The sequence below is a fragment of the Pseudomonas sp. OG7 genome (genome assembly GCF_014192825.1).
Lineage (GTDB): Bacteria > Pseudomonadota > Gammaproteobacteria > Pseudomonadales > Pseudomonadaceae > Aquipseudomonas > Aquipseudomonas monteilii.
Genome location: NZ_JACHYK010000012.1, coordinates 1 through 22,128 on the forward strand (window position 1 = coordinate 1; position 22,128 = coordinate 22,128).

17 protein-coding genes and 1 pseudogene are annotated in these 22,128 nt (G+C 52.9%); 3 read left to right on the plus strand and 15 right to left on the minus strand.

Annotation, left to right across the window (positions count from 1 at the left end; all coding sequences use genetic code 11):
- Positions 1-223: 223 nt before the first annotated feature.
- Genes FHW75_RS24785 through FHW75_RS24800 form a run of 4 tightly spaced genes read right to left on the minus strand, consistent with a single transcriptional unit; the run spans position 224 to position 5,032 of the window.
- Positions 224-1,270, minus strand: a complete 1,047-nt coding sequence (locus FHW75_RS24785; RefSeq protein WP_183674873.1) for a hypothetical protein — start codon at positions 1,268-1,270, stop codon at positions 224-226.
- Positions 1,270-2,775: a hypothetical protein gene (locus tag FHW75_RS24790; protein WP_183674876.1), complete on the minus strand. Its 1,506-nt coding sequence runs from the start codon at positions 2,773-2,775 to the stop codon at positions 1,270-1,272. Before FHW75_RS24790 ends, FHW75_RS24785 begins: the two co-directional genes overlap by 1 nt.
- Positions 2,775-3,584, minus strand: a complete 810-nt coding sequence (locus tag FHW75_RS24795) for a hypothetical protein (protein ID WP_183674879.1) — start codon at positions 3,582-3,584, stop codon at positions 2,775-2,777. The genes FHW75_RS24790 and FHW75_RS24795 overlap by 1 nt, the downstream gene beginning before the upstream one ends.
- An 11-nt stretch (positions 3,585-3,595) precedes the next feature.
- Positions 3,596-5,032: a hypothetical protein gene (locus FHW75_RS24800; RefSeq protein ID WP_183674882.1), complete on the minus strand. Its 1,437-nt coding sequence runs from the start codon at positions 5,030-5,032 to the stop codon at positions 3,596-3,598.
- Between the two features lie 1,006 nt (positions 5,033-6,038).
- On the opposite strand from FHW75_RS24800, the gene FHW75_RS24805 reads away from it, so the two are divergent.
- Both FHW75_RS24805 and FHW75_RS24810 read left to right on the plus strand, forming a co-directional pair.
- Entirely contained in the window at positions 6,039-6,734 is a 696-nt protein-coding gene (locus FHW75_RS24805; RefSeq protein ID WP_183674884.1) for a hypothetical protein, read from the plus strand.
- Positions 6,725-7,693: a hypothetical protein gene (locus FHW75_RS24810; RefSeq protein WP_183674887.1), complete on the plus strand. Its 969-nt coding sequence runs from the start codon at positions 6,725-6,727 to the stop codon at positions 7,691-7,693. The genes FHW75_RS24805 and FHW75_RS24810 overlap by 10 nt, the downstream gene beginning before the upstream one ends.
- A gap of 387 nt (positions 7,694-8,080) precedes the next feature.
- On the opposite strand, the gene FHW75_RS24815 is transcribed toward FHW75_RS24810, so the two are convergent.
- Positions 8,081-9,124 (minus strand): hypothetical protein, encoded by a 1,044-nt coding sequence (locus tag FHW75_RS24815; RefSeq protein WP_183674890.1) that lies wholly within the window; start codon positions 9,122-9,124, stop codon positions 8,081-8,083.
- A 269-nt stretch (positions 9,125-9,393) separates the two neighbouring features.
- Here FHW75_RS24815 and FHW75_RS24820 point away from each other — a divergent pair, with 269 nt between their 5' ends.
- Entirely contained in the window at positions 9,394-9,603 is a 210-nt protein-coding gene (locus FHW75_RS24820; protein WP_183674894.1) for a hypothetical protein, read from the plus strand.
- Positions 9,604-11,105: 1,502 nt separating this feature from the next.
- Here the strand turns inward: FHW75_RS24820 and FHW75_RS24825 are convergent.
- The 10 genes and pseudogenes from FHW75_RS24825 to FHW75_RS24870 form a co-directional block, all read right to left on the minus strand.
- Positions 11,106-11,693, minus strand: a complete 588-nt coding sequence (locus FHW75_RS24825; RefSeq protein ID WP_183674897.1) for a hypothetical protein — start codon at positions 11,691-11,693, stop codon at positions 11,106-11,108.
- Between the two features lies 1 nt (position 11,694).
- Entirely contained in the window at positions 11,695-13,569 is a 1,875-nt protein-coding gene (locus tag FHW75_RS24830; protein ID WP_183674900.1) for a hypothetical protein, read from the minus strand.
- Between the two features lie 9 nt (positions 13,570-13,578).
- Complete coding sequence (locus FHW75_RS24835; protein WP_183674903.1) at positions 13,579-15,756, minus strand: hypothetical protein; 2,178 nt, start codon at positions 15,754-15,756, stop codon at positions 13,579-13,581.
- The gene (locus FHW75_RS24840; RefSeq protein ID WP_183674906.1) at positions 15,749-16,894 is read right to left on the minus strand and encodes a site-specific integrase; all 1,146 of its coding nucleotides are present in this window, start codon (positions 16,892-16,894) and stop codon (positions 15,749-15,751) included. The genes FHW75_RS24835 and FHW75_RS24840 overlap by 8 nt, the downstream gene beginning before the upstream one ends.
- Before the next feature lie 102 nt (positions 16,895-16,996).
- Positions 16,997-17,368, minus strand: a pseudogene (locus tag FHW75_RS24845) (endonuclease); the annotation flags it as partial.
- A 6-nt stretch (positions 17,369-17,374) separates the two neighbouring features.
- A complete protein-coding gene (locus tag FHW75_RS24850) occupies positions 17,375-17,617 on the minus strand; it encodes a DUF1654 domain-containing protein (RefSeq protein ID WP_016711353.1) in 243 nt (80 codons plus the stop codon).
- A 106-nt stretch (positions 17,618-17,723) separates the two neighbouring features.
- A complete protein-coding gene (locus FHW75_RS24855; protein ID WP_019096839.1) occupies positions 17,724-19,019 on the minus strand; it encodes an FAD-binding oxidoreductase in 1,296 nt (431 codons plus the stop codon).
- Positions 19,020-19,073: 54 nt separating this feature from the next.
- Entirely contained in the window at positions 19,074-19,496 is a 423-nt protein-coding gene (locus FHW75_RS24860) for a RidA family protein (protein ID WP_027615015.1), read from the minus strand.
- A 32-nt stretch (positions 19,497-19,528) separates the two neighbouring features.
- Complete coding sequence (locus FHW75_RS24865; RefSeq protein WP_019096838.1) at positions 19,529-20,668, minus strand: tyramine oxidase subunit B; 1,140 nt, start codon at positions 20,666-20,668, stop codon at positions 19,529-19,531.
- A gap of 125 nt (positions 20,669-20,793) precedes the next feature.
- Positions 20,794-22,011, minus strand: coding sequence for a multidrug effflux MFS transporter (locus FHW75_RS24870; RefSeq protein ID WP_019096837.1), 1,218 nt, complete (start codon positions 22,009-22,011; stop codon positions 20,794-20,796).
- Positions 22,012-22,128: the final 117 nt, after the last annotated feature.

Sequence of the window (22,128 nt, forward strand, 5' to 3'; positions counted from 1 at the left end):
CGACACAGCAGTGCTATGCAGCTGTCTCCAGTAGAGTATGAGAAACGCTATTTCCTGAGCTTGGAGAGTGTCTAGAAAACCAGGGGCGATTCACTGAGCCCGGTCGTGATTGTGTGTCAGATGGGCGATGTGATTGAGTGAAGAGATTTTAGCTTTAATGAGGAGTTTATTTTGTCTGGTAAAGTTTTGAGCCTTCGACTATTGTCGAAGGCTTCTTGGAAGATTACCAGCGTGGTACTTCGATCTTGTAAAAATTCCTTTCGACCTGGATCCGGCGTTTGTCTGACGTCGGGGCATCCTGAATCTGACTCGCAAGCCTCACGAAGTACCTGCATTTAAGCTTTTCAGACTGTTGCTTAATCTCTCGGGTAGCGCGTAAAAAATCTTCATAGCTTCGGGTTGGCTTGGCCATTAAGTCACTGAAACCTGGCAGAGCTTGGGCATCTGCCAGCCTGCCAGGTGGCCATGCTGGCTCGAAGTTCAGAGAGTTCTCCTTAAGGTAAACGGTTAAGAACATTTCCGGTTTCCCCGCACTGTCTGTCCAGCATGGCGGGAAGTCCCCACCCTTGCCTTTGTTGAGTCGGTTCTGAAGAAATTGGACTTGACCCTTTAGGTCAGCATTCGCTTTTTGCAAGGATGCAGGGTTCACCCCTTCTTTCTCAGCTTTTGCGAATGCTTGCGCTTGCTTCACCATCTCCTGAACCTGCTCGGGGGTTGGATCACTCTCGCTGTTCAGGCCAGTTTTGAGTATCTGCTCTACAGCTTTTAACTCACCAATTCGTTTAATGATATCCGTAGGCTGTTGATCCTTTTCAGGGTCTGCTATCAACTTCTTAAGTTGATCGTAAGCCATCAATGTCTCAAGAATGAGCTGTTTGGCCTTGCCGTCTTTGGTGCTGTTGCCTGCGGCTGTCAGCGCCTTATCGATCGCCGCAAGCGTCGTGACTTCTTGTTCCTTTTGAGTCAGCAATACTCTCAACTGACTGGCTTCATCTCGTGCTTTGGACGCATCGACCAGTTTGCTGATCACTTCATCGGGGTTGGGGATCCCCATCCCAGCTAGCCTGGATTTCAGAGCCTGAGTAGCTTCTGCAACAGCACTTTCACGTGTTTTCAGCTCATTGAAGCTATCCAATTGCTGCTGCATCTCACGCTTATCGGCGTTGAGTTTGTAGACTTGATATCCAGTCAACAACAATAGAAGGAACGCAATTACCATCCAGATTTCCGTAATGGAAAGATTGAAAACCTGATCGTTCTTCTGGCTCATCAAGCAGGCCTCGCCTCAGCTACTGCAGAAGGCGCCTCGCCTGCAGCGGGCTCTTCAGGATTAGCAATGACCGACACGGGAGAGACAGGTGGCTGAATTGACTCAATCTTGGCTATGGATTCATTCAGCTGAGCATACGCCTGATCCAGCCTGCGCCCGCTGTGCTCAACCTGTGCGGACACTTCACCATGGGCCTTGTTGCTATCGACGATTGCCTGGATCAGTGGCTTAAGCGAGTCCATCATGCTTACGGCCAGAGCATCGTTTGCTTTCGCACCTTGGTCGATAACACTTCTCAACCCCTTGCCGATTTCAGTGTCGAGCCGTCCTATTGCGGCCACGAGGCCCTCGTTGATTTCGCCGTATTTCTCGGTCAGTTTCGTAATCACATCTTGGTTTGCTTTTGCCGAGTCCTGGTGATCCTGTTGGTAGTCATCAAGCGTATCGAGGAACTCCTTCTGCACTCGCTCAAAGCGATCCAAAACCAAGCCACCCTGGCTGGTAATACTGTCCATCAGGCGTTGCTGGCTATCAACAATGCCGCCAATGGCTGCAAGGTTCTCTTCCAAAGCTTGTGTTTTGGTATTGAGCCCCCGGATGGCAGTGCCCACTGAGCGAGCTGCGTCCTTAACGTCGCCAGCCAAGGTCGTAACGCTGGAACTCACGCCTTCTGTGGCACTTTCTAACGTATCGAGTGCCGGGCTCAGTTTCTTGGCAAAGATGTCATCGGGGAAGAGCGTTTGCTCCAGGCGAGCTGAAGCTTTTGCTCCGAACTCCATCGAATGGCTCTCCATTCGTTCCAGCGTTTGCTCGCTTTTCTGGGCTAGCCCTGAGATCGTGCCAAGCATTTCATCGCTGGCTTTCTTCACATCATTGAGCATCGTTGCGAGGGCTTCATTGCTCCGCTCAGTGGCCTGGGCAAAATAAGAGTCCATCTCAGCGATATTTCGCTTGGACATTTCCGTTATCTGCTCCTGAACGCTCGAAACGGCATCCTTTGATGCAGAAATCACACTGTCGCGGAACATCAAAAAATGCTGATGGGTGTGCTCAAAAACGTGAGCGAGGTTCTCGGAAGCCTTTACGGCCTGGTCATGTACACTTTGTGCTGCATCATCCTGATCTGGCCGAAAACCAACATAGAGCGTCCGCGCAACCATGCCTATGCCCGTACTGACCAATGCGGCTCCGAAACGCATAGCCATGTCGGTCAGATTGTCTCCAATGCTCTGGATGTCAATCAAACAGATGATGATGCTTACGACGGTGAAGAGGAAGCCGAGGTAGTAAATCGAGTCAGCGAATTTAGCGACTGTCAGGTTAGTGTCGTAGTTGTCCCGGACTCTATTCCCGACCCACCAGTAGCCTGCCATGACTGCGATTGGCAGGGCTAGCCCGAACAATAAGGTGCCAACATACAAGCTGAGAACGGCGAATACTACTTTGAAAATCAAAGCAGTAATGAACCAAAATCTTACCGTTCTTACAAGTGCCTTGATATCCATTACAAGCCCTCCATTGGGTTGAATTCATCAAGAGTGGCATGGTTCTCTTCTAGATATTCTGACCAGAAATCAGACCTCATTCTGTAAGGGGCTGCATTAGGCTCGGTTGCTAACATATTAAATGTCACCACGGCACCCTCAAGCGTCTTCGCAGTCGCATTTTGGCCGTAGGGGGTATTCGCAAAATCTTTAAATGCAGGTAGCTTTTGAGTATACATGTTGAACTGGGGCATATTAGCGACCATGTCGCTGTAGATGATCAGATGGCGAGGGCCTTTCACGTTCGCCTCCGCAAAGCCTTTGATTCCCACCAACTGAAGCATTTCAAATATCGGGGAGGTTTTTGCTTTCTGATCCAGCTGGATCTGCTTTATGACGTCATTCAGAGGTTTAGCAAACTTTTGATCATATTCTTTTTCGACAAGCCGCTTGGAGGCGACAAGCTTCATGTCGTCGTTCCATTGCGTTGGCTTACACTTTTCAAAAACAGGTGTGCTTTGATTTTGGTAGTCTTCGCCAAGCAGGAACACAGATACCAAGGCACCTGTAGGAACTTTAGTAAGTACCATTGTCTTGATGCGCTGTGACAGCGCTGCTTTCTGGTTGAAAGGGAATGGTGACGTGTTATCTATGAGCACGACGTAATGCGCTGTAGGCCCTTTGTTAGGGCAAAGGGTAACCCTGTCCTCACCATCTTTTTTGAACACATACCATCCATACCAACTGAGTACACCTAGGAAGGCTATGACTACCAGCCATAGCAGCATGGTGGAGGAAGAGGTTTTTTCATCGTCTTCGAAAAGTGACATAGCGCGTCCTGTCAGGCGTGACTTTCCAGAGGCTGGATTTGGTCAAATTGGCTATTGAATGCGGCTTGAATTTTTTTGCGCGTAGGTTCGAGGACTGCCGTCATCTCATCTAACAGCTGCTGTTGCTCATTGAGGCGCACCTGATCCTCTGCTGTGCTGAAGCATGGCATCTTGTCTTCTCCAAGCTGCACAGGTTCATTGAAGTAGGCGGGGCGAGGACAGTCCGCTGGTCGCTTCAATTCGTTTTCAAACCGGTAGCATTGGATCAAAGACCTGAGCGTATTCTCGACCTTGACGGTATACGCGACCAGTAGCTTCTCGACGACGGTTTTGTCGTTCATATAGCTTTTGTAGCGGAGTACCCTTTCTTCTGCGTTTTTTATATCTTTTTCGAGGAGGTCGAGCTTCCTTGACTTTTCATCCTCAAGTTTTTTTCTAATCTCGGTCAGCGCTCGGGTATTCGCCAGAAAAGCGTCCTTGTAAGCCTTGAAAACCTTGGCGTAGCCTGGGTAGGTATCCGTCCAGTAATAAGCATGCCAGACCGCCACACCGCCAAACACCATGGTGACCAGCAACAGCATGATTGACGGGAAGTCCACGAAAGGGTTGACCCCGCTTGTAAACGCTTCGGTCAGCATCGAAATTGGGGTTGCCTCGTCATCCTCGATCACCCCAAGGATGTAACGGTAGTACGCTACAAGGAGTCCGATAGCGCTGGTGGCCAGCAACCCGGTGGCCCCTGCCACCCAGCCCCAAACACGGCGAAACAGCTTCACATGGTTAATGTTGGTCAGCACTCTGCCTGCAAAGAAGCAATACGCTACGTTAGCGATGGAGAAGAGTAGGGCCAAAGCGAAGCCGCCCATCAATCCATCAGCCAAGCCACTCGCGAACCAGAAGGCATTGAGCACCCCTTCGATCGCAACAGCGATGATCAGAATCGCCCATCTTCGGCTACGTGCATTGCGATTGGGTAAATTGGCATCAGTCTCAGGCAGCTTGTTTTTCGTCCTGAAGTTATCCAATTGCCCCTTGCGGGCTATCAATTGCTGATTGGTGACCCTCAGCTTTGTGGCATGAGTGGAAAGCAGCTTATCGGTCTCGCGAACGAACTCATCACCTAGCTGTGCCATCCGATTGGCATCTCGCGTTAGCTGGACTTTGTCAAGGCTTCGCTGAATGAGCACTTTTCGGTGAACACCGTACTTGAAACCCATCGAGCGCATATTGCCAAGCTCAGCGAGGATGTTTAGCTCAATCGGGCTAGGTTGTACCGCATCGGGGGCAGGTACTCTCCCTGCTCCGTGCTCATGCGCTTTAGCCACGATGTCAAATCGTTCCCGAAGCGCAGCCTCATCGATCGTGGGGAGCAGGGGTTCAACGGATTCGTCAGGCCGGCTCGCAAAGAAATTTGCGATGCCTGCAAAAAATTGCTTTAGGAGCTTCATTACGTGAGATCCATGAGTTTATTTTGAGTTGCTTCCTGAAATTCCACGCATTTCAGCAATGCATCCCTGCCATTTCGCCTCGGTAGAGGCGCAGCACGGCCAATGAGGCGTACCAGCAACGAACCTGAGCGTTGGATGCTGTGATTTTGGCTTGAATGATGACAATGGGCCATTAGCTTGGCAAGACTGATATCAGCGTGATTCGGCGTTCAATGGTCTAGTATTTCCTGGATTGCATGCGATGCGTGCAGATCTCTAAGCACGGCGCTGCTGGTCGGGTCTGCCCTATTACAACGAACGATTTTGAGATTCACAGCGCATCTCGCACTAGTCACGTGGAGAATATTTGTACTCTAGTGATAGTGATGAGGCTCCAAAAGCCAAATACTGTCGTCGATCGCTTCTGGAAATCTTCACTAGGGGCTGAGGCCAAGCTACGCAGCGGGCATATGAAATTGCAGAGCTGCTGTGCCAGGTAAGTCATGCAATACGGTTTGCATGGAGGCTTACGCTGTGCTCAATGCACGGCCCAGTCGATTCAGCGGCCTTCGCTGATTACTCCAGGTCATTGTAATGCTGGTAGCCGAAGCCTTAAGCGAGGAGATCTTGGGCAAACGCCAGGGAGATTCTCGCGGGGCCACGCAGTGATTTACGGAGCTGCTTGGCCATGCTCTTGAAGCCACGGTTGCTAATGAGGTCGCCGGGGAGGACAGGGATCTGCATGCAAATCTCCAGTCGCCAGGATGTCGGCTGCCCGCTGGCTCGATGAGATCCGTGCTAGGAGAAAGAGGGTTGCGTCCTGTGGCTAAGCCTTCGCGAGCCGACCGTTTGATCCAGGAGTAGATCAGGGGACAAGCAACCTACCATGCGCATTTCAAGAATCTCCAGACGCCACCTTTCTGGGGGCGAGACACTGTAGTGGCCATTCGCTAGAATTGCCCCAACAACTCAGGTCTAAATGACGCTGAGGGTAAGGATGACCCGTAATCAAACGACAGGAGCAGTCATGACAGCTGTTGCTTCTCGAAACCTTCCGCTGCCCGTCCTGCTGGCAGGCGCCACGTCTGACGAACTCAATGTGCTGGCGGATCTCATTACCGATAACGGTAAGGGCAGAGTGGCCTTGGACAGCAAGGTCAAGGCCACCATCATGACGTATCGCTCAAGAGGGAAGCTGCAAACCATTCCCGATGTCCTAGATGCCGAGATCCGTGCATTCGGGAGCAACACCATCGCCAGTATCTTTAGGTCAGGCAGCGTGGAATACCACGAGTTAGCCACCGACGTGGCGAAGAAGTTGGATGGAAAGCCTGAGGCGTCCCACGACTTATTTGATATTGAAGGCATGATCATTGATCGGGCAGTCAACAAGTACATGCGTGAGAAGACCTTTTCGGATTACGCAGCGATGATGGCTCAGGTAGCGCAGGTCGTGAAGGTGCTGGTATCCGGCGCAAGTGGCCTGGGCGGATTTGTAGCAAGTGGTGGTGCAGCGGCTATTGCTGGCGCGGTCGGTGGCCGGCTCGCCAGCTTGGTTGCTCCGCCACTGGCGGTGGCCACAGCAGGCGCAACACTCTATCAGGTGGCGTCCCCAGCGTTTCGAATTACCGTCCCCGCCGTACTCCAAATCGCACGGATCCGCAGATCACGCTACGAAGCCGATTTTGACGCTTACCAGGAGAACCTTCGCTCATGTCTGTAAATCCTGATCCACTGATTCGGTCGCTGCCTGATAGGCCAGAAGTGTTGGAGAAAATTCGCGTGGGGCTCTACAACCTCTGCGGGGGTGTCGTTCGCCATGCTGCTGGCACTGGGAAGGGTGGCCAGATCGTGGGTCACCTCGTGTTCCCGAATGACGGCGAAGAGGTCAAAAAACGTCTTGATCAGCTTCAATCCACTCTTTCACAAGGATTAGGGTCACTTGAGTCTGGCATGGGCCAGATGAAAGATAGTATGGACATGCTCCAAGGACTGCAGTCAGCCAACTTGGTCATGTCGGGTCTTAATCTGGCGGTCACGACGGCAGGGTTCATCATCGTCTGCAAGAAGCTCGATGGCATCAGTGATCAGATCGAGGCCCAGTCACGTGGCATCGCTCAGTTGGTGCAAATGGTGAGCGAGATCCAGGATCGTAATCTGCTGCAAGACGAGGCGGAATTTAGATCACTGGCAGTCTCGGCCAAGCAATTCTGCGAGTTGGGTGACGTCCAGCAACTCAAAGGTCTGATCAGGCCGCTGCTTAAGGAATACCAGTTCACCAAGCTTGTACTGGAAAGGCATGCCCTTATCCCGGAGAGCAGCATCGGACGTCTGGGGGAAATCAAACTGCTCCAGGATCGCCTGGTCAACCTTGGACTCATGTTGTCTCACGTCCAGATGAAGTCCGGTGCCATAAAACACAGTCGAGAGAGTGTTATGCAGCTCGACAGTGACCTGACGGCGCTCAATGCTAGGCGAGTGGACGTCTTGATCAACGATCGAGCGGTAGCATCAAGAATTTCGCATCCACAGTTTGCTGATCTGACTGGTTTCCTGCGGCGCGGAAAACAGGTGCTGCCTGCGCTGAGCTATCAAGCCGATGTAATCGAGTTGGAGATGCGACACCCTGGCTTGCTGGAGCAAGTATCAGAGGCCAAAGAGATTATGCTGGTCGCCGCCTGAGCGCAGCACTCAAGCAGCTGTTAGCGGACATGGCAGTGGTGTCGGTGCCGACAAGGATGCCGCTCCATCAGGATCCGCTCGCAGCAGCTTCATTGCCGGTTTTCGTTCCGCTAAAAGGCCCAACTAAATAGTCAGCCGAAGCGTCAGTGATCGTCGAACTGCCCATTGCTGGTCAAGTGGTCACGGTGAAATCGTCAACCTCAGGCCCAGAGGGCCACGCACAATTTCTTCAAGCTATCGCTCAATGACCCGCACCGATGTGATCTGGCTGGCCCCCGAGTCGATGTACGAGGGGGAGCCGCAATGATGAGCTTGAAACAATCGGCGCACATGAATGGGCATGAACCGTATACCTATTTCAGAAATGAATGGGCCGGGTTGGAACGTTTATCCCTGAGAGCTCCCCTCCGCCTCGTTAGCAGTGGGGGATGGAATCGATTCAATAGCCTTGCGCAAACTGGTGGTCAGTTGCTCAAGAAGACTGACAATCTCCGAAACGTCATCACTGCTGACCACAATACGCTGACCCGCTCGATAACGGCTGTCCCCGCTCTTTTTTACGTAGTCCTCGTCGACGATGCCCTGGGTGTGGGCCAGCAGATGGCGCTGTTGGAACAAGATTGTCAGCCGTTCAAGGCGCTCGATTGGTAGGAGCTGCTCATAGCGGGTGCCGATTGCGTCAGCCCAGAGCTGGCTACCTTCAACAAGATTCTGGAAAGCATTTCGCCTCACTCGGTGTCCAAGCTTGAGCGAGCCATGGAGTGCTTCCATCACACGTTGGAAGGCGGTCACTGCATTCTGCAGGCAATTTTCAATGAGCAGGCGAGTGGTGTACTCCGCTGCATCACGGTCGGGAATGGCTGACTTGACGACATCCAGTTGCTCAATGGTCTTCTTGATCCCACTGATACTTTGCTCAAACTGGTGGTCTGCGGCATTGTGACCACACGCAGGGCAGAAGTAGGCGGAGCCAATCACGCCATATCTGCATTGGCACTGTGTGCAGGTGATTTTGAGGCGCATGGGCTCCAATGCCAGGAATGGCATCGGTACCTGCTGCGGTTTGCTGTTGACTGACATCGTCATGGAGATGAATCCGTGGGAGCGATGCCGGGCATTCCAGGATTGCGCGTCTGCGCGCATTCCAGTGGATATGGCACTTCTCACCTGATGGATAGCCATTTCGCGTGCGTGAGCTAACTGCTCCTGCGTCCACCACTTCTTCGAGTCCGCAGCATGAGCGCAGTTGGGACAGAACACCTCCTCATCCCGAACGATCTGGCGCCAGTCCTCCATGTGGATCTTGAATTGGAACAGGCATCCCTCGGAAGGACACTCACGATCAAAATAGCCTTCTTCGTCAGTGCCGATCTCTACGCGCTGCCCCTGCCCACTGAGCTGATTCAGAGCTTTGATGGTGTTCTTAAACACGTTGATCTCCTTCGTTGAAGAGTTAGCAGTGAGCGACTGTGAGTTTAGCATTCGACTGCCCCGGGCCTTGTGGCAGCTGCAATCAACATTGTTGCGAGGATTTGCTCCTATTCCAGAGCGGGCTTCCCAATGGTGATGGGTGAGCTGAGCCAGTGACTGGCGTGTGTTCGCCCAAGCTTTCCTGGAGAAGATTGAGTGCGCTGTGAGCGCGTGCAGAGTTCGCTATGTGAAAGACACTAAACTGGTCAGATGCGTATGGGAGCACGCCGATGAAGAAGGAAATTTTCGCGATTCTAGATCCAGGCAACCCCCTGATGACCCAGGCGATCGATGCGCTCAAGCGGTATCACGAGGCGCAAGCAGCAGGCCTGTTTGGCGTAGAAGTTGAGCGCTTGCGACTGGAAGCTGAGGGAATGTTCCAGGCGGTCTCGGAGTTTCAGTTTCGAATGCTAGGGCACCGGCATGACACGCTGCATTAGATCGCAGTGTCCAGGCAGGGAAGGGGATGGATCAGGTTGAGCGGGCGGGGTGCGTGCTGGATGGGTATTTGGTGACAAAGTGAAAGCGGTTGTTTGGCTGAGGGGGGCCAGGGTGAATTGGTGGATGCTTTGTGGTGGAGGTAAAGGGTGGAGAGGTAGACAGAATAAGTCGTTATAGAATTTTGCTAAATTGAACAATGGTTATAGGTTTGGCTGGCTGCTATTTCTGAATACCCTAAGGGCAACGGATGCGACGTCCTCGGGTTCGGTTTAGATAGAATTTGTTCAGATACTCATAGGAATAGCTTTGCGTGGTGACAACTACGTAGTTTTCCGGGAGGCGGTAGCGTAGACCAAAATGAATCTTATGAGTGCCCTGAGGAACGACAATCCATACGGGGTGCTGGAGATCATGCTGCGAGTAATAATTGGAGATTGTCTGTAACGAGTGAGTTGCTACAGGGTTGAATTCTATGATTTGGCCATTTTCCTCAATGGTAAAGCCGGGGCGATTACTATGTGGAATAATCGTCTCTTGGGTAGACTTAGGGACGACTTTCCTTAAATAGGTTAAAATTCTTTTCTCCATGACCAGTGGGCAGGCGATGGTGCGCCAGGCAAAATGAGAAAGCATTGGCTGAAAATTAAAATTATATTTCGCAATCGGTTTACTTGTCCATTTGGTCGGAAAGTGCGGAGGCGCCAGTGGGTACTTGGGTGTCCGGCAAAATGGTGAGGAGCATTGGAAGTGATCGCCATGTATGTCGAGCGGGTATAGGCAATCCCTGCAGCAATAGATGAATTGATCCCGTCTGTAGCTCGGTATTCGTGTGTAAAATATAGATCTAAAGTCATCAGGGTATAGATCGTTGGGCAGAAGAAGTCCAGGGAATCCGAATCTTACTTCGTGTTCTCGGAAGCTGGCGGGCCGACCCTTTCCAGTAGTTCGCTCCAATGCTTCGGAGATCAGAGAGTCTCTTAGGGTCAACGAGTCCTCCGACATGTCAACGAGAATCGTGTCGCAAAGTATTGTGGGCATGCCCTTCTGCATCAATGCCCCTTTATAGAGCATCGATACCTTCCGGGGTAGCCAAGTTTCAATGGCCACTGGTAGAAGGTCGCGTAACTCGGCGGCTTGACGAGGAAGCACGCTTTCATCAAATCGCCACAGTAGAATAGAGGCTTCGTCAAGCAGTTGCATTTGTTGTTCAGTATCAGAGTAAGCCAAGGCAGCTCTCGATAAAAGCGATAGTATTTCTTCTTTAAAACCCCAGTGTATGCGGCTAGACATTGGCGGCTCCCAAGCTAGGTGCTGCTGATAAGGTACCTAGACATTAGTAGACTGCCTTTCAATAGCGCGCAAGGGATGCGGGGATTTTTTTATATCAATATAAGTATAAATGTAAAGTGTAAGTTCTGCGGTTTGGCGCTTTTGCTGGGTGGGGGCGTTGCTCGATACACGGAGATGAGAAGCTTAGAGTCGGTGGTCGTTTGAATAGGGGTTAAATATCACCTTTGATATGGTTTAATGCGTCCATGTATTTTCTGTTTTGATCTGCCTGGTTGGAAATAACAACTTCTAGGCGTTCTATTTCTGTCCGCAATTTAGCTATGGTTATTGCTTGCGCACGTGATGTGGGTGTAAGGTGACTGTCTAAAATAGTGTGGGCGTATGCGCCAAGCTCTAATGTCTTCAGTCTAGTGATCTCTGCTTTGAGTGAAGCATTCTCTGCTATAAGTTCTTTCTTGGTTAATTTGCGACCGCTAGGTGTTTTGACTGCCGCTGTGCTGGTGTAAATAGTCGATAATTCTTCATTTAGCTCGGTGATGAGATTTACAATTTCGGCTTGCCTTCGAGTGCTAATAATACTTGGGCTTAGTCCACAGTCCAAAGCTATTCTTCTCGCGATAAGTATCCGGTCGGTTGGAGGTAATTTGGAATTGCCGCTCTCGATCTTTGACTTGATTAATTGGTAATGTTTGATTGTGGAGGAATATAAGAGTTGGGTGGTTTCAGTTTTTGCCCAAGACGGGATTTCTGCAGGTGCAGGGGTTTGGGCTTTCTTGAACTGATCTAATGTAATAGGCAATTTATTTCTCTACCCGTCGAATAATCTGTTCGGCAATGTCTGAGCAAATCTTCCCGACTGCTTTTATAGGGTGGGTGCGTCCAATTTCAGAGTGTGCAAGAGCAGTGCGGATCAAATTTTCTTTCTGAATTGAATTTCCCATGTTGTTGGGGCATCCAGTGCAGCGTTCAGCAGTAGACTCACCATCTATATCCGGAAGTCCCGTAAACTGGTTGTGGCATCTTGCCTCATGTTTAGAGTCGCAGAAAAGAACGCAGAATCCCCACTCAAATGCTGTGAACCGCTCGACCTGAGATACTATATTCCAATAATGCTTTTCGGGGTTGCTGGGATGTGCGAAATTAATTTTTTCAATCATGTTTTTGATTCGATGATATGCCGGCCCCCAGAAGCGCATCTCTAATTTTCCGGCAGCAGTTTTACCGATCAGTTCGTATAAATAGTCTTTTTCGAGCATGGTCTGGACTGCCGGCGACAGCTTCCACCTCTCGTAGATCAAAGTTGAGTACCCTGAGCTATGGACGAAATGCTCACGTAAGCGTTCATGAATGTCTTCATCGAACCTGCGCAGGGCGAATTCGGCAAATGTATGTCTGAATTGATGAGTGCTCAGTCTGGGATGGATGTTGTGTGCCTCTGGTATCACGGGCAGCACATCGGATTGATAAAAGCTATTTAGTCGCTTGTTGAGTGTCAAATTTTCATTAGCTGCGATTGCGGACGGGTTAAATGTATTCTCCATAACCTGCCGTGCGTAGCCACTGTCGTGGAGACTGTGTTGTAACGGTATTGGGAACTTGTCTGAGTCGATAAAGCTTAAGTTCCAGAGAGTTTCGGCTGCTTTCGAAGATAGCTCCGGCAATGGGCGATAGACCTTGATACCATCAAGTGACTTGTCTAGCGCCTGCCTGACTAATAGTGAGCCATTTTTTCGGCGACGGTCATTTGAAACGGTGGAGAGCAGTTCATGGCTGCGGTGTCCGGTCTGGATGAAAATAATATTCAAGCACGCTCCAATTAAGCGGCGACGAAAAAAACGAAACTCTTGTAGATTCTTCCATGGTAATTGGATCGTGTGCTCAACACCCTGAATTTTAAGCTGCTCCTTGAGTCGGTATGGATCCATGTGGGTTAGGTAACTGGCCTGGATAATGTCAAACCGCCGGTTTTTTGAAATGAACCATAGCTTCATGGAAGTGGGCCTTAATCGCCAGGCTGAATAGAAGGCCATTGCAACCTTTGATTCTTCTGACTCCAGGGTTGATATGGCCTGGCTTAATAATACAGAAGCAACTCCAAGCGGGAGTGGTGGATGGCTTTTCCCTCTCGCCCACTCTTCTGGTGTGAGCCCCAAATCGTCAAGCAGCGGTTGCATGAGTGCCGATTTTATTGTTTTCGTGACAGGGAAGCTCAAACTATCATGAGTCTTTCCCTTGAGATGCCCAGAGTGGGATAGATTGAGGAGTACTGTGTAATCAGTCAGTCGTTGTTTCGAATAAACAGGTGAAGAAAATCTCTCTGTGATTTCGCGCCTGATCATTAAGCTTTGAAGGCAAGCTGAAAGCTCTTTTTCCGTCCAGTTCCAGAGCGACTTTCGTGGATGATTATTCTCCCAGTATTCGCATATCTGCCCCAATGCTACGCAGCAGTCTTTCGCCCATTTAATCGATTTCACCAGTATGGGCTCGCCCTTTTCCCTGGTTAGTATCTCGGGTGCTAGTAGTAATGTCTCTTGAGCCCAAATTCGTTTGGCGTTATCACATGAAAACTCGAAAGAAAGTTCGACGGGGTTTTCTCGGGATGAGTCTCGAATGGCAAACGCGTGGTCTCCAAGCCGATTTGTATGCCGTTTCCCCGCTTCACCGGTTGATTTCATTTCCTTCTCTCATATTATGACTGAAGGTAGGTCATATTCTTTCAGTATTTGTTTTCCGTCAGCGATTGTCCGCTGATCAAAATTCTTGAGAACAAGCTTAGCATAGCAAAGCTGAAGAAGAATGGAGTGGGCACGCTCTAGGCTTTTAGAATTCTTTAGTTCTGACTGGCAAGTGCTTATGAAAGATAGGATCATGGCGGCGACAATAGGACATATAATGATAATGCGCTCTGCAGCTTGCGGTTTAGACAGCCAACCAAACGGTACGCAGTTGAAACCTTTCGCCTCGGCAATATCTGTCATGCGGTTGAAGTCTTCAATGTCATTGTTTTTGAACAGTTCCGTGCCCCATCCAAGCAGATCATCTATCTCACTCAGAGAGACAATCGTAGTATTCTGCATGTAGGAGGCTACCTTGCGCGCGTCAGATTCTTGCAGTCTGCCTACCTGGTCTACAAAAGTTTTCCTCTGTCCAATTCTATGAGCTGTCTGGCTACGGTTTTGATAGACTTCCTGATGCACGTTAATACTGTGCGCGCTCGCATCAGCAGCTGCCTCCGCTCTTGCTCGATGATCAAAGGCAGAAGGGAGTATCGGTTGCTCTGGATCTACAATTGCCCGAGACTGAGCGATCACATTAGCGCTCAGGCGATAAGTCAACGGCTCGCTAGACGGGCCTACCTGCTCAAGCCCCAACTGAATTCGTTGATCAGCTACCCGGTGTGCCGCAGTATTCTCATCGACTAAAAGCTTGAAGTATTCTTGAAACAGTTTGGCTTTTGGGTAGAGTGTGCATATTTCCTCATACAGGTTTGTGCCAGGGGTGCAGGCGAAAACAATCGGCCTGTACGTTATTGATGAATGTGATTGTCTTCTGGCGAACGGATTTTCAAACTGGAAGAATGGCGGGGTGTTCGAGTTAATTAGATCAGGATTGATAGCGTCGGTGCCTTCTGTGATATCTGCACTGTTTCTCGCTTTTGGAAGGTTTAAAAAACTTTCTTCGAGGCTCGTTCTTAGCTCTAAGAAATACTCAAGTATTTTATAATTAATCGTCTTTCGTTTGTGGGATGTTGATTCTCGCTGGTATTCATTGGATCTCATTTTTAAGAAGGATACAGTTGCATGGGTTGGGGTGATCTCAATGTCTTCAAGTCTTAAGTGCTTTTGTCCGCTTTGTTGTATGCGATCAACCGCTAAGAACCAGCGCATACAAATTTCTTCTGCCTCGCATGGGCTTAGAAGGCTACGGATATCGAGTTGCTCGAACGTGATGTATTGGTTGTCCGTCCTAAGTTTATCTGTAAATCTTATTGAGCCAACTTCACGTACGCATGTCTTGAGCTTTTTATAAAGATCCTCCAAGGTGTCGGGAGAGCCTGCGCTGATGAAATAGTCCTTGAAAATTTGATTGGAGAGCAGCAGGCGCTCGATCAATGTGGCGTCACGCGAGGCAACTATAGCGTTGAAGATTTCGTTATAATCGTCCCAGTTAGGCTCGCGAAAATGCCAATCTATGTCAGGTGCTGAGGACGACTTAGAAATTTTCAGGCGTTCTGCAACTCGTCGGTTCGAAACGATAATGCTTCGGTGTCTTTTAAATACCGTCAAAAATCCTGCGCAGAAACGTATTAGTGAGTCAAGTAGATCGCGATCGTCAAATTCCTTCCCGTCTACAAGTTCCGACATGGCAGGCGCGGTGCCATCCAGCATAGCATTTCTGGGAATGCTAGGTTTATGATCGAGCACTGCCAAGATAAAGACTCTGTCATTGACATGTAATGTTTTAAACCATGGTTGGCTTATAGTCCATGCCAGTACAAAGCTCATGTGGCCGAGTATTGTTCGTATACTGGATTGAGCATTGCCTTGATCGCTCAAGTGCTGGCTGTAGATTTGTAGAATGTTTTTCGGTATCGACTGAGGAGTGTGGTAGTTGGCTGATATGAACGATATGAGCTGAGGAATTGAGGTGGCAAATTTGTATAGGTTGAAGAGGCGCGATGCTGTATGCACCTTCAGGAATTTTATCATGCACTGAAGAAGAGCGCAGCCATGTAGCTTCTCAGGGATAGATATTGTTTTGCGGACTGTTGTTTTGTATATGCCTTTGTAGGCCACATTTGCTATATGTGGGTCGTCTTGTTCATGCTCCGAATACGCACTTTCAGTGGTTGTGTTATTCACTGTGGCTGTCCTTTATGCTGAATGCCTGGCGCAGAGGATCAATGTTATGCATTACAGCATAGAAGTCAGTGTATTGTTTGGTCGTTTTGGGGTCTGTATGACCTAGCTGACTAGGAAGATAGCTGTATGGGTCAAATCCATTTTGATAAGCATAGGTGACTAAATTTGTGGCGTATGTATGGCGCAAGCAGTGAAAAGTTAAGTTTTTTATTGATTTCCAGCTAATTGTGTACGGTGCGTCATCTTGCGCGCTCAGCTCTTCATAACAAGACTTTAATTTAGAGAGGCTTGTTTTCTTGGCTTGATCGAATAATCTACTTGCAAAAGATGGGCTTAGGCATTTTCCATCCTGAGCGCAGATTAATTGGTCTCCAGGAATGCCGTGGCGATGCGTTTCGATAAACTTAGAAATTCTTTGTACTAAATCTGGCGAGATATCGACCTCGCGAATTTTATTGCGCTTTCCGATAATCGACACTGAGAAAGCCAGTTTTCTTCGCTTTTTTATTAGAGAGAGAAGGGGATTCAGTTCGCTGAGCTTCAGATTTCTTTCGCTGGTCACTTCAGCCGATCTGAGGCCTAATTGTTTGCCCAAGCAGAGAATAAGTTCGTTTCGGTCTCTCAGAAAACCCACCGAAGGTGAAGCATGTTCAAGTAATACTTCAAATAGTGGGTCGTTGATGTATTTTTTTCGCAGTCTAAAATTTTTGGAAGGGGGAGCTGCACCCTGTATTTCGAGGAATGCTTCATTATAATATCTAAAGCTATAGTCAAAGAATTTATCGGTAAGTCCAATTTCAGATACTTTTGTATACATTCCTTTGATGCTAGAGCAATGCCTCGAAATACTTCGCTCTGAAAGTTGATATTTCTTAATTAGGGTTGTTTCGATGTAACCGGACATTTGGTCGTCAGTGACCTCGTCCCAAGGGAGATGAGCAATTTCTAGCGATTCAAAGTAGCGTTTAAGATCGCTTGCTATCGCTTTCAACGTGATTTCTGGCACTGACTTTGCCAATTGAAGGAGGTGGAACGTGGGGACGAAAACTACCGAGTCATTCGAGAGCGGGCCATCACGAACGATCATGACAGCATTGATCTTGCGGCCTTGCCACCGCACCCCAGGAACGACCGACACCTGCATCGCCTAGCCCTCGCACGAGGTTCCCACCTTCGATGGAGGCTAGCAGTGATCTTGGGGCTGTCAACAGATCAGAAAAAAAGCGACCGCAGGTAAATAAACCTCGCCGATGCTCGGTACAAGGTTGTGCAGGTCAGCCTCGGCACGTTTGTACACCTCGTCATGCTGCGAGCACTGCTTGCGCCCGCCGTCCTGCCAGCACTGGCGCTGATGGCCGATCTGCCAGGCGGGCACGATGTGCTCCCACTCGATACGTGACGCGCGCTGGGCGTTCTTGCGCGGGGCATAGCCGCAGGACGCCAGGTCGACCTTGTTGCCTTTGTATTTGCAGCCGCAATAAAACTCGGTCGATTGCGGCGCATACAGCTTCCAGGCGACCTTCTTGGCCTCCTGAAAGGTGCGTGGGGCATCGGCTTGGGCTAGTGAAGCGGTCAGTAACAGGCAGGCTGCGGCAAAAAACGAAACTCTCATGCGGGGTCAGTCTTCCTTCGGTACGGTCCAGAAAACCTGTACGCCGCCATCGTCGCGGTGAGCGAGGGTTACGTTGTCGTTTTCTGCGATCTCCTCCAGCAAGGTTTCCCAGTCTTCCGGGCTTTCCTGTTCCAGGCGGAAGATCAGCGCCGCTCGGCTGCGCTGGGCGGTAGGGCTGTTGATGATCTTTTGGATGCGTACACCCAGCTGTTCATAGCTGCTCGGGGTGGCGGAGGCGGTGCTGGACACAGGCATTTCCTTGTTCTGCTGTATGCACATACAGTATTTCACTGTAAGTAAATTCGCAACAGCTTGTCGGGGGGAAATCCTTTCTTGGCCAGTCATGGCTATGACGTCAGGTAAAGCGTTCGAAACGGTAAGGCGCTGGGTCTATCAGTGGAGTTGCCTGGGACACCAGGTCTGCTGCCAGCTGGCCGGCCGCAGGCGAGGTGCCGAAGCCATGCCCGGAAAAACCGGTGGCCAGGGTCAGGCCCGGAAGACTGGCCACCGGGCCGATCACCGGGTTGGAGTCGGGGGTGACGTCGATGGTCCCGGCCCAGGCGCTGGCGATACGTGCCTGTTCGAACACGGGCCAGGCCGCCTTGAGGTTGCGCATGGCTTCCTCGTTGAGTGCCGGGTTGGCGAGCGGGTCTTGCACCCGTACGCGCTCGAAGGGGCTGACATCGGTGGCTTTCCAGCGCCGGGCCAGGGCCAGATCCTTGAAGAAGTGCTTGCCAAAGCTGATGCGCAGGAAGTCCCGCTGGGCACGCAACTGGGGCAGGTAACGCTTGCCCAGCAGCAAGTGGTCCAGGGTCAGGAAGGCATCCAGCGCGCCGCGCTGGGTGATGATGTAGCCGCCGTCTTTGTGCTTGCGGAAAGAAAAGTCCGGTGCACCGACGGCGATGTCGGTGGGCCCGTCCATGGGCTCGGTGCGCAGCACGGAGCAGGTCAGCGGCAAGGTTGGCAGGTTGATGCCAAGGTTGCCGAGGAACTTGCGTGACCACAGACCGCCGGCCAGCAACACCTGATCGCAGCGAATCTCGCCCTGTTCGGTGACCACGCCGCTGACTCGGCCAGCAGCGGTGACCAGGGTGCGCACTGCGCAGTTCTCTACCACCACCGCGCCCTTGGCCATTGCCGCACGGGCAATGGCGCTGGCGGCCAGGGTGGGTTCGGCGCGTGCGTCCGACGGGGTAAAGATGCCGCCCGCCCAGTCTGCCCGGCCACCCGGCACCATCTGGGCTATTTCATGCGCGCTCAGCAAGCGCGAGTCCAGGCCCAGTGCTTCGACGCTTTTCAGCCAGCCTTCATGCATGCCCATCTGCGTGTCGTTGCGGCCGATGAACATGATACCGGCCTGGCGATAGCCGACGTCGCTGCCCACACGTGCCGGCATTTCGGCCCACAACTGGTCGGCCGCCAGCGCCAGGGGGATGTCGTGGGCGTGGCGGTTGGTCTTGCGTACCCAGCCCAGATTGCGGGACGACTGTTCGCCAGCGATGCGCCCCTTTTCCAGCACCACCACCGGGATGTTGCGTTCGGCAAGGGTCAATGCGGCGGTGAGGCCGATGATGCCGCCGCCGATGATGACCACGGTGGTGGCGTCGGGATGACGGGCGCTGGTTTGCACAGGGGCGATCGTGGGAGACATGGCTTTACTCGATGCAGGTCAGACAGGGGAAGTGCTCAGGGGCAGTCAGAGCCTTTACTGGCCAAGGCGGATCATGGTCACGTGTGCTTGCCCTGCGCCGCGATAGGCCGTGACTTCCAGTTCGACCTTGTACACGGTCGAGCCGAGAGGCGGGCAGGTGACCGTGGTGGCCGGGTCGATACCTCGGAACTTCTCACCGATCACGTCCATTACCCGTGGCACATCGGCAGGGTCCTGGATGAACACGCGTGAGTTGATGACGTCGGCCAGGCTGGCGTCGACCGCCGCCAGGGCGGTTTCGATGTTGGCGAACACCTGGTGGGTCTGCTCGATCACATCCTCCGGGATGACCTGGGTCTGCGGGTTGCGCCCGGCGGTGTTGGAGACGTGAATCCAGTTGTCTACCGCCACCAAGCGGGAGTAGCTGGCCATGTTTTCGAACCTGGAGCCGGTTTTCAGTTTGGTGATCTGTGTCATGGGCTTTGCCTTGTTATCGGGTAGTGGGGGGATCAGCTGAGAACGGGGGTTTCCCAGAGGTTGAGCTTTACGCCAATGCCTTGTTCGAGCGCCTTGCGGTACACCACGGTGCCCCAGGCCACGTCCTCGACGGGCATGCCGCCCACCGACATCAGGATGATTTCGTCGTCGTGCAGGCGCCCTGGTGCATCGCCGCAGATGATCTTGCCGATGTCCTCCACTTGCTCGGCGGCCAGCTTGCCTTCGGCAATCATGTCCATGAAGCGCACGCCAACCAGCGGTACGTGGTTGTGTGCGGGCTTGGGCAACTCGGCGAACCAAGCTTCGTACAGGCCGGTGTTGTCCACCACCTTGCGCACGTCGTCCTGCTCCATGCCGGCGTCGATGCTGCACGGCGCCGGCATGGCCAGGAACGCGCCGGGCTTGACCCACTCGCGGCGTACCAGCGGGTACTGGCTGGGGTCACCGACTTCGCCCGAACTGCAGTAGCTGACTAGGTCAGAGCCGCGTACCACGTCTTCCAGGGTTTCAACCACCTGGATCGTCGTGATTTGCGGGAAAGTGGCCTTGACCCAGGCAACGAACGCATCCAGGTTCTTCTGGCCGCGCCCCTTGAGCTTGAGGGTGTCGATCAGCGGGCACACTGCCATGAACGCGGCGACCGTGGTCTTGCCCATCACGCCCGGGCCGGCCAGGCCGATGACCTTGGCGTCCTTGCGTGCCAGGTGGCGAGCGCCCACGCCCGGGATGGCACCGGTGCGGTAGGCCGACAGCAGGTTGGCCGACATGTGCGCCAGCGGAGCGCCGGTGTCGGCATCGTTGAGGGTGAACATCAGGATTGAGCGCGGCAGGCCCTTTTCGCGGTTGGCGATGTTCGAGCCGTACCACTTGGCACCTGCGGTCTGGAAGTTGCCGCCCAGGTACGCTGGCATCGCCATCATGCGGCGGTCGGCGGTGGGCTTGGGCATGGTGGGGAACGGCGAGTGCTCGGGGAAAGTGATCATTGCGCCGTGCGAGTCGCTGTTCGGGCCGGCCATGCGGTAGTCGCCCTGGTACAGCAGGCCGAACATTTCTTCCATGGTGTCGACGCAGGCGGGCATGTCAGTGACGCCGGCGCGGATCATGTCCTGTTCGGACAGGTAGATGAAATCAATTCTGGTATCGGGGGTCATGGCGGGTCTCGCGGGGCTGGCTGCCGTCGGATTTGTTGTTGGTGACGTGGCAGCCAGTTTCGCTAACGACTGGTAGGTCGTCTTGTGCCTGCCTGCCAGCCGAGTTGACCGTCAGTGCCAAGGCCTCAATGGCCAGCGAGCGAGAAGCTGGCGGGGGTGTCGCGCAAGCTGAGGGCCGTCAGCAGGCACACCACCAGGGTGCACAGGGCGAGCAGCGCGGCCCACGCGGTGGGGCCGTGGCCGAGTACCACGGCGGCCAGCGGGGCAGCGCTGGCGGACACCGACAACTGGATGGCGCCCAGCAGCGCTGCGGTGGAGCCCAAAGCCTTGTCTTGCGAGGCCATGACCAATGACATCAGCGTCGACTCGGCGATGCCTAAACCGAACAGCGCCACCACCATGCCGCCAGCCACACCCGGTAGCCCCAGACCGGTGAGCGCACCGAGCAGGCTGATGCAGGCGCCGCCAGCCATGCACAGCACGCCCAGGCGGGTGAGGTTGTTCAGGCCCAGAAGGCCGATCAGGCGGCTTGCGGCCATGGCGCCGAACAGGATCGACACTCCGGTAGCCCCGAACAGCAGGCCGAAGGCCTGGGCGCTCAGGCCGTAGTGTGCCTGGTACACCAGTGTGGCGCCGCCGATGTAGGCGAACAGGAAGAAGAACACGGCAGCCATGGCCAGGGTCGGGCGCAGGAAGCGGCGGTCGGCGAGGATGGCCAGATAGGTACGGCAGGCGTGGCCGAGGTGCAGGGGGGCACGTTTGTTGACGGGCAGGGTTTCCGGCAGGTTCAGCAAGCTGTTGACCAGCACTGCCAGGCCCATGCCGGCGAGTACCAGCATCACTGCCCGCCAGCCGAAGTGCGCATCGATCACGCCGCCCAAGGCAGGTGCCAGGATCGGTGCCACGCCTTCGATGGTCATCAGCAGGGCGAACAGCTTGGTCGCGGCAACGCCTTGGCTCACGTCACGGACCATGCTCATGATCACCACCAGGGTCAGTGCGCTGCCCAGGCCCTGGAAGAAGCGCAGTGCAATCAGGGTATCGAGGCTGGGGGCTGCGGCTGCGCCGAGCGAACAGAGGATGAACAGCAGCAGGCCGGCCAGCAGCGGCTTTCGCCGGCCATAGGCGTCGACGATGGGGCCGAAGATCAACTGGCCGGCGCCCATGGCCAGCAGGAAGAAGGTGAGCGTCAGCTGCACACGGGTGAAGCTTGCCTGATAGTGGCTGGCGATTTCCGGCAGGCTCGACAGGTACATGTCGACAGCGGAAGGGCCGAGGGCACCGACCAGGCCGAGGCCCAGCGCGAAGCTGAAGCGTATTGGGGGGGAAGGATCTGCTTGCATGGTTTTCTCTGGCTGATTTTTCGCCTACCGGTCGGTAGGTTGGCGAATGGTATTCGCCAGGGCAGGCAAGGTCAAACCCCTCCGTGGGCCAGGCACCCCGCACCCACAGGGATCCTG

What these genes read in the sequence shown, in the direction of transcription:
- FHW75_RS24810 (WP_183674887.1), top strand. Translation starts at nt 6,725, where the DNA reads ATGTCTGTAAATCCTGATCCACTGATTCGGTCGCTGCCTGATAGGCCA.
- FHW75_RS24830 (WP_183674900.1), bottom strand. Translation starts at nt 13,569, where the DNA reads ATGAAATCAACCGGTGAAGCGGGGAAACGGCATACAAATCGGCTTGGA.
- FHW75_RS24855 (WP_019096839.1), bottom strand. Translation starts at nt 19,019, where the DNA reads ATGTCTCCCACGATCGCCCCTGTGCAAACCAGCGCCCGTCATCCCGAC.
- FHW75_RS24860 (WP_027615015.1), bottom strand. Translation starts at nt 19,496, where the DNA reads ATGACACAGATCACCAAACTGAAAACCGGCTCCAGGTTCGAAAACATG.
- FHW75_RS24800 (WP_183674882.1), bottom strand. Translation starts at nt 5,032, where the DNA reads ATGAAGCTCCTAAAGCAATTTTTTGCAGGCATCGCAAATTTCTTTGCG.
- FHW75_RS24820 (WP_183674894.1), top strand. Translation starts at nt 9,394, where the DNA reads ATGAAGAAGGAAATTTTCGCGATTCTAGATCCAGGCAACCCCCTGATG.
- FHW75_RS24790 (WP_183674876.1), bottom strand. Translation starts at nt 2,775, where the DNA reads ATGGATATCAAGGCACTTGTAAGAACGGTAAGATTTTGGTTCATTACT.
- FHW75_RS24795 (WP_183674879.1), bottom strand. Translation starts at nt 3,584, where the DNA reads ATGTCACTTTTCGAAGACGATGAAAAAACCTCTTCCTCCACCATGCTG.
- FHW75_RS24805 (WP_183674884.1), top strand. Translation starts at nt 6,039, where the DNA reads ATGACAGCTGTTGCTTCTCGAAACCTTCCGCTGCCCGTCCTGCTGGCA.
- FHW75_RS24870 (WP_019096837.1), bottom strand. Translation starts at nt 22,011, where the DNA reads ATGCAAGCAGATCCTTCCCCCCCAATACGCTTCAGCTTCGCGCTGGGC.
- FHW75_RS24865 (WP_019096838.1), bottom strand. Translation starts at nt 20,668, where the DNA reads ATGACCCCCGATACCAGAATTGATTTCATCTACCTGTCCGAACAGGAC.
- FHW75_RS24785 (WP_183674873.1), bottom strand. Translation starts at nt 1,270, where the DNA reads ATGAGCCAGAAGAACGATCAGGTTTTCAATCTTTCCATTACGGAAATC.